The organism is Marinobacter adhaerens HP15 (assembly GCF_000166295.1).
GTDB lineage: Bacteria > Pseudomonadota > Gammaproteobacteria > Pseudomonadales > Oleiphilaceae > Marinobacter > Marinobacter adhaerens.
Map to the genome: position 1 here is coordinate 2,389,338 of NC_017506.1, position 13,367 is coordinate 2,402,704.

Annotated in this window: 8 protein-coding genes and 1 pseudogene; 7 read left to right on the forward strand and 2 right to left on the reverse strand. The window is 59.7% G+C overall.

All coding sequences use genetic code 11. From position 1 onward, the window contains the following. Window positions 1-13: 13 nt before the first annotated feature. Window positions 14-4,900, reverse strand: a complete 4,887-nt coding sequence (locus tag HP15_RS11310) for an NAD-glutamate dehydrogenase (RefSeq protein WP_014577586.1) — start codon at window positions 4,898-4,900, stop codon at window positions 14-16. A 163-nt stretch (window positions 4,901-5,063) separates the two neighbouring features. On the opposite strand from HP15_RS11310, the gene HP15_RS11315 reads away from it, so the two are divergent. Genes HP15_RS11315 through HP15_RS22685 form a run of 7 tightly spaced genes read left to right on the forward strand, consistent with a single transcriptional unit; the run spans window position 5,064 to window position 12,033 of the window. Continuing rightward, complete coding sequence (locus HP15_RS11315; RefSeq protein ID WP_014577587.1) at window positions 5,064-6,026, forward strand: AAA family ATPase; 963 nt, start codon at window positions 5,064-5,066, stop codon at window positions 6,024-6,026. Window positions 6,027-6,063: 37 nt separating this feature from the next. Beyond that, window positions 6,064-7,005: a DUF58 domain-containing protein gene (locus HP15_RS11320; RefSeq protein WP_014577588.1), complete on the forward strand. Its 942-nt coding sequence runs from the start codon at window positions 6,064-6,066 to the stop codon at window positions 7,003-7,005. Continuing rightward, window positions 7,002-7,472, forward strand: a complete 471-nt coding sequence (locus tag HP15_RS11325) for a DUF4381 domain-containing protein (RefSeq protein WP_008173120.1) — start codon at window positions 7,002-7,004, stop codon at window positions 7,470-7,472. The genes HP15_RS11320 and HP15_RS11325 overlap by 4 nt, the downstream gene beginning before the upstream one ends. After that, the gene (locus tag HP15_RS11330; protein ID WP_014577589.1) at window positions 7,466-8,494 is read left to right on the forward strand and encodes a vWA domain-containing protein; all 1,029 of its coding nucleotides are present in this window, start codon (window positions 7,466-7,468) and stop codon (window positions 8,492-8,494) included. Before HP15_RS11325 ends, HP15_RS11330 begins: the two co-directional genes overlap by 7 nt. Then, entirely contained in the window at window positions 8,484-10,298 is a 1,815-nt protein-coding gene (locus HP15_RS11335) for a VWA domain-containing protein (RefSeq protein WP_014577590.1), read from the forward strand. Before HP15_RS11330 ends, HP15_RS11335 begins: the two co-directional genes overlap by 11 nt. Beyond that, window positions 10,292-11,476: a BatD family protein gene (locus tag HP15_RS21700; RefSeq protein ID WP_014577591.1), complete on the forward strand. Its 1,185-nt coding sequence runs from the start codon at window positions 10,292-10,294 to the stop codon at window positions 11,474-11,476. The genes HP15_RS11335 and HP15_RS21700 overlap by 7 nt, the downstream gene beginning before the upstream one ends. Before the next feature lie 2 nt (window positions 11,477-11,478). Beyond that, window positions 11,479-12,033 (forward strand): BatD family protein, encoded by a 555-nt coding sequence (locus HP15_RS22685; RefSeq protein ID WP_014577592.1) that lies wholly within the window; start codon window positions 11,479-11,481, stop codon window positions 12,031-12,033. A 3-nt stretch (window positions 12,034-12,036) separates the two neighbouring features. On the opposite strand, the pseudogene ccmI reads toward HP15_RS22685, so the two are convergent. Then, window positions 12,037-13,304: pseudogene (gene ccmI, locus HP15_RS11350) on the reverse strand (c-type cytochrome biogenesis protein CcmI). Window positions 13,305-13,367: the final 63 nt, after the last annotated feature.

Sequence of the window (13,367 nt, forward strand, 5' to 3'; positions counted from 1 at the left end):
CCCAAAGCAATACTCAGTTGGTCTGCACCTCCACCTCCGCATGAGGCTGATGCATGGTGCTCTGGGCCAGATCCAGCAACTCACGCAGCGCCACGGAGAACATGGCGTACTCCGGCTCCCGCACACCCTTGAGCTCGGAAAGCATGGATTTCCAGCGGTCGATCATCTGCTGATGGCGGGACAGCCACGCCTCCACGCAGGCCGGCACGTCTTCCGGCTTGTCTGCCAGCTTCAAAACACCTGTGGTTAGCGCCCGCTGCTGCCAGTCGAGATCTTCCCGGAAACTTTCCCGGGCCAGGGCCTGCCAGTGTGAGCCGGGCTGCAGCGATGCAATGGCGCTCGCGAACCAGTTCAGATCCAGGCGGTCACCCAGCTCATAGTAGAGATTGGCCACCGTCTTCAGTGGCATGCCAGAGGCTTCGTGGGCCTCGATGATACCCAGAGACGAGTACAGGTGGCCGGTACCCGAAACCACGGACGCCAGCTCTGATGGCAGCCCGGCATCCACCAGAGCTTGATGCCGTTTCTCCCAGGTGGTTTTCGCCTGATCACCAAGATACTCGGGCAGCCCCGCTGTAATCGCCCAGACGCTGTCGGCAAAGCGCTCCATGTGGTGCTGAATGCTCAGCTCCGCCCGACGGTTGCGTAACAGCCAGCGCACCGAACGGCGCATCAGGCGCATCAGGTCCTGCATCAGCTCCATCTGCAGCTGGGCTGAGACATGGAAATCCAGGGCTTCAATCCTGTCCCACCAGTTATCAATGCGGAACACGTCACGGGCGATAATCCAGGCCAGAGCAATAGAGGCGGCATCGGCACCCGTAGACTGGTTCAAACGCTCCACAAAGGTAATCCCCATGTGGTTGACCATGTCATTGGCAATCTGTGTCGCGATGATTTCACGCCGCAGCTGATGCTCTCCCAGCTCCTTCGAGAATTTCTGGGTCAGATCCCTGGGAAACACCTTGTACATTTCACCGGCCAGAAGGGGATCGTCAGGCAGGGTGCTGTCGATCAGGGTCTGCTTCAGGTCGCCCTTCACATAGGAAATGAGTACCGACAGTTCCGGCCGAGTCAGCCCTTTCTTGTCCAGCTTGCGCTCGGACAGGGTCTCGTCATCGGGCAGGAACTCCAGGGCACGATTGAGCTTGCCCTCGCTCTCAAAGGTATTCATCAGCCGGCGATACTCTTCCAGCCGGGTCGCTGCATCCTCGCTGGCAATACTGATGGCCTGGGTCTGACGGTAGTTGTTCTTGAGCACCAACTCCGCGACGTCATCGGTCATCTCCTCAAGCATGATGTTGCGCTGCTTGTTAGTGAGATCACCCATGGCAACGGCCCGGTTGAGCAGGATCTTCATGTTGACCTCGTGGTCAGAACAATCCACACCGCCGGAGTTGTCGATAAAGTCCGTGTTCAGGCGTCCGCCCTTGAGCGCAAATTCAATGCGACCGAGCTGGGTAAGCCCAAGGTTGCCGCCCTCACCGACCACCTTGCAGCGAAGATCCGAACCGTTGATCCGCAGACCATCGTTGGCCTTGTCGCCCACATCACTGTGGGATTCGCTGGCGGCTTTCACATAGGTGCCAATGCCACCGACCCAGAGCAGATCGACCTGGGCTTTGAGGATGTGCGAGATCAGCATGTTTGGTGGCACCCGATCCGATTTGATACCCAGCAGTTTCTTCATTTCCGGGCTGACCGGGATAGATTTCGAATTCCGGCTGAAAACCCCGCCTCCCTTGGAAATCAGTTTGCTGTCGTAATCGGTCCAGGCGGATCGCGGAAGTCCGAACAGACGCATCCGTTCCTTGTAGCTCTTCTCCGGATCCGGTGAAGGGTCGACAAAGATATGCACGTGGTTGAAAGCAGCGACCAGCTTGGTCTTCTCTGAGCACAACATGCCATTGCCGAAGACATCACCACCCATGTCGCCAATGCCAATGGCGGTGAACTCATCCAGTCCGGGGTTGATGCCCATTTCCCGGAAATGCCGCTCTACAGAGACCCAGGCACCCCGGGCCGTGATGCCCATTTTCTTGTGGTCGTAACCATTGCTTCCGCCGGAGGCGAAGGCATCGCCCATCCAGAAACCGTATTCCGCGGCCAGACCATTGGCGATGTCCGAGAAGGTTGCCGTACCCTTGTCAGCCGCCACAACCAGGTAATGATCGTCGTCGTCATGACGGATCACCCGTTCCGGCGGCGCAATGCCGGCATCCACCAGATTGTCGGTGATATCCAGCAACCCCCGGATAAATGTCTTATAGGCTTCGATGCCCTCGGCCTGGAAAGCTTCCCTGTCCGACGGATCCGGCAGGCGCTTGGCCACAAAGCCACCTTTGGCGCCGACCGGCACGATAACCGCATTCTTGACCTGCTGGGCCTTGACCAGCCCCAGAATCTCGGTGCGGTAATCCTCAAACCGGTCTGACCAGCGCAAGCCGCCGCGGGCGACCTTGCCACCCCGCAGGTGTACGCCTTCGACGCGCGGCGAGTACACGAAAATCTCGAACATCGGCATGGGCAATGGCATGTCCGGAATCCGGGATGGATCAAACTTCACGCTGATGTAGGGCTTGGGACCACCGGACTCGCCATGCTGGTAGTAGTTGGTACGCAGGGTCGCCTGGATCAATTCCAGGTAGAGCCGAAGCACCCGGTCCTCACTGAGGTTCTCCACATTTTCGAGGCCGGCATTGAATTCGATTTCCAGTTTCTGCTGGGCCGCCTGGCTCTTCCCGGGGCTCTGGTAACGCTCCGGATTGAAACGTATTTCGAAAAATTCCAGCAGCAGGCGGGTCAGTTCAACGTGGTTCACCAGCGTGTTGGAGATAAAGGTCTGACTGTTGGAAAAGCGTATCTGGCGCATATACCGGGCGTAGGTCCGCAACAGCGCGATTTCCCGCCAGCTCATGTAGGAAGAGAGCAGCATCCGGTTGAAGGCGTCGTTTTCCGCTTCTCCGTACCACACCCGGCGGAACAGCTCCTCAAAGATCGGACGGATACGATGAATATCGACAACAGTCCCCTGGTGAGCCTGGAGCGTGAAGTCGTGAATCCACACCGTTTTGTTGTGCCGGTCGATGACCTCGAAGGGGTGTTCGCCGATAACCCGGAAGCCGAGGTTGTCGAAGATCGGCATCACATCGGAAAGCGGCAACGGTTCGTCCGGGTAGAAAAGCTTGAAATGCAGCGTGCTCTCGTCTTCTTCCAGAGCCCGGTAGAAGCTCATGGCAAGGTCATGATTGTTCGCCGATGAAGCGATATGCTCCAGATCGATCGCCGCTCGCCTTGGCGAGAACATATCGGTGTAGCTGGCCGGAAAACCGCCCGCCCACAAGCGATAGAGCTCATTGCCCTGCTCTTCGCCCCAGGCCTCACTCAGGGCTTCAGACAACCCATCACGCCAGGACTGGGCAAGCTCGATAACCTTTTCCCGGATCTCCGCCGTGGGCAGTTGGCGGTTCTCGACCTGGGGTACCCGTATGGTGAACTGGACCCGCGCAAGGACCGACTCGGAAAAGTGGGTGACAAACTCGACGTCTTCCGCTCCCAACCGGTCAACCAGCACCTGCTCGACTTTCAGCCGTAGTTCGGTGTTGTAGATGTCCCTCGGAAAGAACGCCAGGCAGGTCACGAACTGGCCATAAACGTCTTCCCGCAGGAACAATTCGATCCGGCGACGCTCCTGGATGTACAGGATACTTTTGGCCACCTTGAGCAGCTCGTCCTGCTCGATCTGGAACAGTTCGTCCCGGGGATACACTGTCAGAATCTGCTCGAGTTCTTTACCGGCGTAGTCGTCACGCAGAAAACCGGACCGTTTCATCACGCTCTGGAATTTACGGCGCAGCAGGGGAATCTCGTCCGGCCGCTCGTTATAGACGCGGGCAGTGTAAAGGCCCAGGAACCGCCGCTCACCGACTACCTCGCCTTTGCTGTTGAATTTCTTGACTGCGATGTAGTCCGGGTAGGCGGGCCGGTGCACCCGCGAGCGCTGGGCCGATTTGGCGAAGATGAAAATATCATCGCTTCGGGTCATCTCGTGGCGCGTGCGCTGCGGCAGTTCGTTCAGGCGAACCCGGTCCGGGCGCTCGTTATTGACCCGGAGGATACCCAGTTCGGAATTCTCTACCCGACGCACCACCATGCCACTCTTGTCCTTGGCAAAGTCGTACTCGTCGTAGCCAAGGAACGTAAAATGGTCCCGGGCGAGCCATTCCAGAAACGCCCTGGCCTCTTCTTTCTGCTCCTCGTTAATGCCCGCCGTGGTGTTGTCCAACTCACCAAGAATCTCGTTCACTTTCTCGGTAACTACCGGGAAGTCGCTGACAGCGATCCGCACCTCATGAAGCACGTTCTGCAGGGTGTCTTCCAGATCACGGAGATCCTCGGGATTACTGTGCCGATCAATCTCGAGGACAATGAACGCCTCGTAGTCCGAACCGGAGGCTTTCTTTTTAGACGTGTGCAGCTTCTCGAGTTTGCCATTCTGGTCGCGGTTCACCTGCAGGATCGAGTGCTGGATAGAATGGGTACCGATTTCCCGATGGTTGATTGCAATGCGCAGGGAATCAATCAGAAACGGAATGTTCGGATGCAGTATAAAAACAACGGTGTGAGTCGATTGCCAACCGTCACTCTCCAGGTCGGGGTTGAAAACGGCAACCGGAGTTTCCTCGGCAGACCGTTTCTGCAGAAACTGCCAGGCGGCCAGAACGGCGCCATAGGTATCCGCAAATCGTCGACTGACCAGCTCTTCAAGGGGAATATGAGCATAATGCTGCTTGGCAAATTCGCTGATTTTCTTGGCTTCGGTTTTGGAAATCTTCTTAGCGAAAGCGTCAGCCAACTGTTCAAAGAATTGATCCTTGCTGGCCACTGTCAGCGCATTCATGGTCGACCTCAGTTAGTGTGAAATAAACGTAATCGGCGTATCGTCACATAAGCATAGTCAAACCCTTGATTTTTGCCGGCCAGACGCCAAAACTTCGGCAACTACCTACGCACGATACGGGTTTCTCCGGAAAATCCTCAGATACAGAGAGCAGTCATTTCCAATGTCGCTACAGCATACGTTCGGTGAGTTACGGGAACAGTTAGCCAAACGGATAATCGGGCAGGAAAAACTGGTGGATCGTCTGCTGATCGCGCTTCTTGCCGACGGCCACCTGCTCGTAGAAGGCGCCCCGGGGCTGGCAAAAACCACGGCGATCAAGGCGCTTGCCGACCATCTGGAAGGCGACTTTCACAGAATCCAGTTTACGCCAGACCTGCTGCCCTCAGACGTTACGGGCAGTGAAATCTACCGCCCGGAAACCGGGCAGTTCGAATTCCAGCGAGGCCCCATCTTCCACAACCTGGTGCTTGCGGATGAAATCAACCGTGCGCCTGCCAAGGTGCAGTCTGCCCTTCTCGAGGCCATGGGTGAACGCCAGATCAGCGTCGGGATGCGCACGTTTCCGCTGGACCGGCTGTTCCTGGTGATGGCCACCCAGAATCCCATTGAGCAGGAAGGTACCTACCCGCTGCCCGAAGCCCAGCTGGACCGCTTTCTGATGCACGTGGTTATCCACTACCCGTCGGCGGAAGCGGAGAAGGCCATCCTGCAACTGGCCCGTAACGATTATCGTCACGGCCTTCCGAAAACGGACCTTCGCCTGACGCCAGACCAGGTGTTTGATGCCCGCGCGGAAGTCGCGAACATCTACATGGCGGAACCCGTAGAGCAATATTTGTTGGCCCTGGTGCTGGCAACCCGCGACCCGGCGGCACTGGACCCGGAACTGGCCCGATGGACAGCCTTCGGCGCCAGCCCCCGTGGCACCATCGCCCTGGACCGCTGCGCCCGGGCGTTGGCCTGGCTAGACGGCCGGGATTACGTAACACCCGACGATGTCCGAGCCATGGCCTTCGATGTGCTACGACACCGCATCCTCCTCACGTTCGAAGCAGAGGCCGAAGGCATGACCGCTGACACGGTTATCGAACGGCTGATCGAACGTGTTCCGGTGAGCGCCTGAAGCCATCGACGGAAGCAATACACGGGAGCCGTCTGGCATGGGCAACACCGAAGCAATAACGCACATCGGCCTACCGGATCTGATCCGCCTGCAGGCAGACGCACGGGCACTGAAACTGCCCTCTGCCCGCCCGGTGCGGACGCGTCAGGCCGGCTTGCAGCGCTCGCCGCAACGAGGCCGGGGCATGGCGTTTGCCGAGGTACGGTTGTACCAGCCCGGGGACGACATCCGTAGCATCGACTGGCGGGTAACGGCGCGGCGCCAGGAGCCCCATACCAAGCTTTATGAGGAGGAACGGGAACGGCCCGTTCTTCTTCTTTGCGATCTCGGCCCAAGCCTGTTTTTTGCCAGTACCGGCGCCTTCAAGCAGGTTCGTTGCGCACAGATCGCCTCCATTCTGGCCTGGCTGGCACTCTGGTCGGGCGATCAGGTAGGTGGCATTGTCTTTAACGACGAGGCCCTGAGAGTGCTTCGCCCGGCGCGGCGGAAGAAATCAGTGCTGCGACTGCTGGATACTCTCGATGAACTGCAAAGAAGGGATAATCGAGGGCCGGAACAAAACGAGCCGTCCGGCCAGAGCCGCCTGGACATGGCACTGACCGAGGCTCGCAGGGTGGCCCATACCGGTAGCCGGATTTTCGTGATCAGCGATTTCCTGGATATCTCACAGGAGACGGGCACCCTGCTCGGCGCGCTCGCCCGCCATAACGGCGTCAGCGCCCTGAGGGTCGTGGATCCATTGGAAAAAGAGCTGCCGAAAAGCGGACGCTTTGCGATAGCCGGCCCGGACGGACCGGTATGGTTCGATGCCGGAAACCCCCGGTTCCAGAGGGCCTGGCACGAGAAAGTCACCAACCATGAACACCGGCTGGCAGAGTGTTTCCGTACCTCCGGCGTTACCATGGCAGAAGTGTCCACGGCGAATGACCCCGCAGCGACCCTCAAATTGCTGCTGGGACCCGGAGGCCGCATAGGATGAACCCGCAGGATCCACTCAGCCAGCTTCGGGACATTCACCTGCCTGAAACAGGGGGCCTCTGGCCTCCGGCGCCAGGTTGGTGGGTATTGGCCATTTTGCTCATTGCTGTGCTTGCTGCCCTGGTCTGGCTGTTTATCCGGCGGAGACAAAGAAACCGGTGGTTCCGCTCCGCTCGGGCCGAACTCGCCAGACTGGAACGATCAGCAGCCACTACCCCCGCGTGGTTCACACAACTGAACACCCTGCTGAAGCAGGCCGCCCGCGAGCGCTACCCGGAACAGCACCCGGAAGCGCTGACCGGCGATGCCTGGGTGGAATTCCTGTTAAAGACCGCCCCGAAGGACCGGGTTGCCTCCAGACCGGTTGCCGAGGCTCTGGTTCACAGTGCCTGGCGACCTGAGGTTTCAACCAAGCCGGCCGACGCCCTGGCGTTCGCCCGTTTGTGGCTGGGAGGTCAGAAATGCTGAATCTCGCCTGGCCCTGGGCACTGGTTCTGGTGCTCTTGCCCCTGATTCTCAAATGGCGCAAGCCCGGAGCGCAATCGGTCGACGCGCCCGTGTTGCCGGTTGGCCACTGGCTGTCGGACCTGCCCGGTGTCAGTCGTCGTGGCAATGCCGTACCGCTCTGGCAGCAACTGTTGCTGTTCCTGATGTGGACGCTTCTGGTGGTTGCCCTGGCACGGCCGCAGCATGTGGGCGAGCAGGTTCAGATGCCAGTTTCCGGCCGGGATCTCATGCTGGTCGTCGACATTTCCCCCAGCATGGATGAGCAGGATATGGTCCTTCAGGGCCGGAGTATTAATCGATTGCAGGCGGTCAAGCGCGTGCTTGATGACTTTATCTCCCGCCGCCAGGGTGACCGGCTAGGTCTGATCCTGTTCGGCACCGAGCCCTACGTACAGGCGCCGCTCACCTTCGATCTGGAGACGGTCAGAACCCTGATGCGTGAGGCGGGCCTTGGCATGGCCGGGCGCGCCACGGCCATTGGCGACGCCGTGGGCCTGGCAACCAAACGCCTGAGAAACCGGCCCCAGGATCAGCGCGTTGTGGTCCTGCTGACTGATGGCGCCAATACTGCGGGAGAAATCACCCCAGACAAAGCTACCGAAATCGCCGCGGCCGCCAGCATTCGCCTGTACACCATTGGTATTGGCGCCGAGTCCATGGTCCAGCGTGGGCTGCTGGGTTCGCGCCGGGTCAACCCATCCAGGGATCTGGACGAAAACCTGCTAACCCGCATGGCCCAGCAGACCGGCGGGGAGTATTTCCGGGCGCGCAGCCTGCCCGAGCTGGAGCTTATCTACGAGAGCATTGATCGACTGGAACCGATCGAGCTTGAAGGCAAGTTCTATCGGCCGGTAACCGAGCTCTATGTCTGGCCTGCCGGGCTCGCGGTCATTCTGTGGCTGGCGCTGTTCCTCGTCCGCCACGGGCGGGAACTTGTTGCTGAAACCCGCCGGAGCAAGGAGGAGAAAACGCATGTGGGCTGACTTCCATTTCCTGCGCCCGCTCTGGCTGCTGTTAATCCTGCTGATACCGATACTGTATCTTGCATTCCGGCAACTCCGCATGGGCGACAGCGGATGGTCCCGGCTTATTCCGGCCCGCCTGCTCTCGCCCCTGATTCGTCACAACGGCAGCTCGGGCCAGTCGAACAAGTCACCTCTGGTTCCGGCCTCTTTGGCCCTGATCATTCTGTCCCTGGCCCTGGCCGGACCGGCCTGGCGGGAGGCACCGACACCGCTGAAACAACCCGGCGATAGCCTCGTGATCGCACTGGACCTTTCACTGTCCATGCTGGCAACGGACGTGGAGCCTGATCGACTGACCCGGGCCAAACGGAAGATCCGGGATATTCTCGAGCTTCGGGAAGGCAGCCTGACCGGCCTGCTCGTCTTTTCCGGCGATGCCCACGTGGTGACACCGCTGACCGATGATAGCCGTACGATTGAGGGCATGCTCAACGTGCTGGACCCGGTGATCATGCCGGCGACAGGCAACCGGGCCGATCTCGCCGTTGCCCGCGCAAAGGCATTGCTGGAACAAGGCGCACCGGGCGAAGGTCGCATCCTGTTAATCACCGACAGCCTCAACGACGACTACGAAGGTACCATTCGGGACACGCTTTCCGGCACCGGATACGCGCTCAATACCCTGGTCGTCGGCACCGAGAACGGAGGCCCCATTCCCCTCGCCCGGCGCGGTTTCATACGGGAGAACGGCGACATTGTCATCAGTCGTGCTGAACCCGAAGCGCTGGCGGCACTCGCCCGCAGCAGCGGCGGCCAGAGCCATGAGCTGACCCTGGACGACACCGATATTGAAGCGCTCGACCTGAGCCCGCGGGACAGTGACGACTGGCAGGATTCCGAGGACGGCCTGACGGTCAATCGCTGGCAGGATGACGGTTACTGGTTGCTCTGGCTCGCGCTGCCGCTGGTTTTGATGGGATGGCGCCGGGGGGCTCTCAGTGCGCTTGCTTTGATCCTGCTGCCGGTCTGGCCGCAGCCGGCAGCCGCCATAAGCTGGGAAGAACTCTGGCAGAGGGAAGATCAGCGAGCTCCCGCCTTGATTCAGGACAACCCGGAATCAGCCGCCCGCCAGCTTGAAGACCCGGAATGGCGGGGCTCTGCCCTCTATCGTTCCGGCAAGTTCGACAGCGCCGCCGAAGCGTTTGCGCGCAAACAGGGTCCCCGTGCCAGTTACAACCGGGGCAATGCCCTGGCCCGTGCCGGAAAACTGGAAGAGGCCCTGGCTGCCTATGATGCGGCGCTGAACGCAGCGCCTGACATGGAAGACGCCCTTCACAACCGGAAAATTGTCGAGGAACTTCTGAATCAGGAACAGCAGAACCAGGACGGCAACCAGGATAACAACCAACAGGAGTCCCGGAACTCCCAGGGCGACGGCAGTAATCAGCAACAAAACCGTCAGGGCCAGAACGGAAACAATGAAAGCGAGAATCCCGGCAGTCAGGGGAACAGTCAACAGCAGAACCCGGAAAACAACGAGTCTTCTTCCGACACGGAGAATCAGCAAGGCGGCCAGACGGCTGAACAGAATCAACAGCAGGCGGGCGAGCGCGGAGATCCCGAGCAGGCTTCCGGGGAGCAGGAAACCCCGTCCGGCCAGTCCCCGGCACCCGCCCCTATCTCTGAAACACCGCTGACCCAGAGCCAGGAGCAGTGGCTCAGGCGCGTCCCTGACAATCCGGGCGGATTATTACAGCGCAAATTTCTGCAGCAGTATCAACAACGCCAGACTCCATCCGATGAGGGCGATACACCATGGTAAAACGGCTGATGATTCCCGCCGTCTGTCTGTTTCTTCTGACGGCATTCTGGCTGCCGGCCCAGGCCCAGGCACAACCCCATACGCAGGCCCGGCAACTGACAGTCGAGCCGGACCGGACCCGCCTCTATGAGGGTGAGGTTCTGACCCTGACCGTAAAAGGCAGCATGGAGATAGACATCAATCTCGGCAACCTGTTCGACTTCGACATGTCGAGCCTGCCCAAGCCTGATATAGAGAAAGTGGAACCAGATTTTGAGATCCTGGCCCAGAACCAGCAGTACAGTATCCGCACCGTAAACAGTCAGATGGTGGGTGAAATCACCTGGACCTACCAATTGGCACCGAAAACCACCGGCGAACTGACCATTCCTGCACTCACCTTCAAGGATGCTGTTTCGGAGCCGGTTACCGTGGAAGTCGTCGACGGCTCGCCGCCAGACCAGGCCGCGCCTGGAAGGGACAGCTTTATCGAGCTGTCCGCCGACAAGGATGAAGTCTATGTGCAGGAGCAACTGATCCTGACAGTGCGGCTTTTCTTCAGGGGCAACCTCATTCGCGGCGAGCTGTCTGAGCCGACCCATCCCCATGTGATTATCGAATCCCTGGGCAGGCAGCAGGAATTTTCACGCTATCGCGACGGTGTGCGATACCGCGTGGTGGAGCGGCGCTACGCGATCTTCCCCCAACGACCGGGAACCTTGAAGCTGCCCCCCGTACGCTTCGAGGGACAGGCCAGAGATGCCTCTGGCAGCCTCCGTTTCCTGAGGGACAGTGAGGAGCTTTTTGAGGTGCCGGTCAAGGATGTCCCGGCCCAGTTCAGTGGCGATACCTGGCTGCCGGCAACAGGCTTGTCGCTTGAGGAGTCCGGGCTTCCGCCGTCACTGGAAGTCGCGACCGGCGAAAACATTACCCGAGAGATCAGGCTGACGGCGGCGGGCTTGCCCGGGGAGGCACTGCCACCCTTACCCGATACGGTCCCGGACGGACTGAGAAGTTACCCGGAAGAGCCAGAGAGGCAGACCGAAACAACGCCGGCAGGCCTGACCTCTTCGCTGAAGCAATCCGTGGCTCTGGTTCCGGTTGAGGCGGGACAGATGACGTTGCCAGCCATTCGCATTTACTGGTGGGATACCGAAGCGGATCGGGAACGCGTTGCCGTCATCCCGGAAAAAAACTGACGGTGACGGATCCGAATGCCGTCGCCGCCGAACCGCCGCAACCCGCGAATGGAGAACCGGCCCCTGAACCGGACACGATCAGCCCGGAATCATCGACTGACCGGACAGCACCGGAGGCCGGGTTGTGGCAGTGGCTCACCCTGGCGTTCGGCATACTCTGGGCCGGAACCTTGATGGCATGGTGGTGGTCGCGCAAAGGCGCCAAGAACGCCCCCGACTTTACTCAGCACAATGACGATGAAGATGTCGCCTTCGAGCACCTGATCACGGCCGTGAGAAGCGGTTCAGCCCGGACACCGGAGCTGCTGGTAGCATGGGCCAATCGGCACAGACCCGGCGAACACTTCCGTTCCGCGTCTGACGTTGTGCACCACTTCCAGGACGAGACCATGGCAACAGAGCTAGGCAAGCTCCAGGCCCGGTTTTTTGCGCCAGACCATGACAACGAAAACTGGGATGGACGGCCACTGGCCCGGACTCTTGAGGCCATTCGAAAGCGAAAACAGACGCGGGCAAACGCCGATCTGCCTCCGCTTTATCCCAAGGGCCTCTCCTGAGGATCAGTCAATCAGTTGCTGATCGATCACAACCGCTACAGGCGCTTCCTGGCTCTCGTTAACGGCTACAGGAACGTCGGTGCTGCCCTGCCAGTCTCCTGCTTGGGCGGCCACATTGCCGGAACGACTGAGACGGGCGGTTACAACCACCTCGTCAACACTGGAAATGGTAGCCTGCGGTGACATGGCGTACCGGTCGTCCAGCCGGATCTCCACCGGCAACTGGTCTGCCGTCAGCCGGGCTACTGCCAGAGGCGGGCCCTGCTGGACATTGGGCTGGCGAGCAAACAGGAACAGAGTGGTATCTGCAGGCACCTGATTCTGGAAGTCCTCGGAAAGCGTTACCCGAACGGTAACCCCAGCACCGGAGGTTTCGGCAGCGGCCACCTGTGCCGGTGGTTCCTCGCCGAGACGGGTGTAGGCTTCACGAATACCTTCCCGAATGGAGCCAATCTGGGGGTGGTCGGGTGCTACGGTTTCGATCCGCTCCCAGTACTCGATGGCTTCCCGATAGTTCTGCTGGCTGAAGGCGTTGATCCCCAGCAAACCGAGGGCATTCACTTCATCCGGGTTCAGCTCACGGGCCTGCTCAATGGCCGCCGTAACCTCTTTCGTCATGGCGCCCTGGCTACCGAAGAACAGCGCCTGGGCAGACAGACCATAAGCAACGGCTCGCGCCCGACTATCGTCATTAACACTGTCGGCCAGTTGCCGGAACGCCCAGGCGGCATCGTCGAAGCGTTCCAGACGCATGTAGGTGCGTCCCAGCATTGCCCAGCCGTCCGGATTATCCGGGCTGGCTTCCAGCCGTTCCCGGAGCTGCCCTGAAAGCTCGGTCATCTGGGCCTGCCTCGATCCTTCGGTGGTTCCCATTTCCTGCATGGTAATGAACTGTTCAACCCGGTCCATCGCGCCCCAGCGCTCATACAGATAAACCGTGGCAGCCGGGATCAATAGAATCGAGACCAGGGCCACTGCCATGGCACTCCTGCGGCCACTGATCACGGGCCTCACCTGGTCCTGCTCTGGAACGTCATCGAGCATGCTCCCTGCAAGCTCCTCCTTGAGTTGCCGGTAATTTTCGTCGTCCAGAATACCGGCCTCGTATTCGTTGTCGAGCTCCTTCATCCTGGAGCGATAGGCCATCAGATTCTGGTTTTTCAGGTCCGTCTGTTTCCTCGTGCCGAGCCGATGGAAAAGACGGGGTACAAGACAAACAACAGGGCAAGAACAATCAGTACCGTTGCGGCAATCCAGAAAGTGTCAGTCATGGAGTTTCAGTCACAGGTTCAGAATTAAGAATGAGGTTGCGGCCAGGACATGCCGGAAAGTGC

Bases quoted from the DNA above. Each gene is read 5' to 3' on its own strand.
- HP15_RS21700 (WP_014577591.1), top strand. From the start codon at position 10,292: ATGGTAAAACGGCTGATGATTCCCGCCGTCTGTCTGTTTCTTCTGACG.
- HP15_RS11320 (WP_014577588.1), top strand. From the start codon at position 6,064: ATGGGCAACACCGAAGCAATAACGCACATCGGCCTACCGGATCTGATC.
- HP15_RS11330 (WP_014577589.1), top strand. From the start codon at position 7,466: ATGCTGAATCTCGCCTGGCCCTGGGCACTGGTTCTGGTGCTCTTGCCC.
- HP15_RS11335 (WP_014577590.1), top strand. From the start codon at position 8,484: ATGTGGGCTGACTTCCATTTCCTGCGCCCGCTCTGGCTGCTGTTAATC.
- HP15_RS11325 (WP_008173120.1), top strand. From the start codon at position 7,002: ATGAACCCGCAGGATCCACTCAGCCAGCTTCGGGACATTCACCTGCCT.
- HP15_RS11315 (WP_014577587.1), top strand. From the start codon at position 5,064: ATGTCGCTACAGCATACGTTCGGTGAGTTACGGGAACAGTTAGCCAAA.
- HP15_RS11310 (WP_014577586.1), bottom strand. From the start codon at position 4,900: ATGAATGCGCTGACAGTGGCCAGCAAGGATCAATTCTTTGAACAGTTG.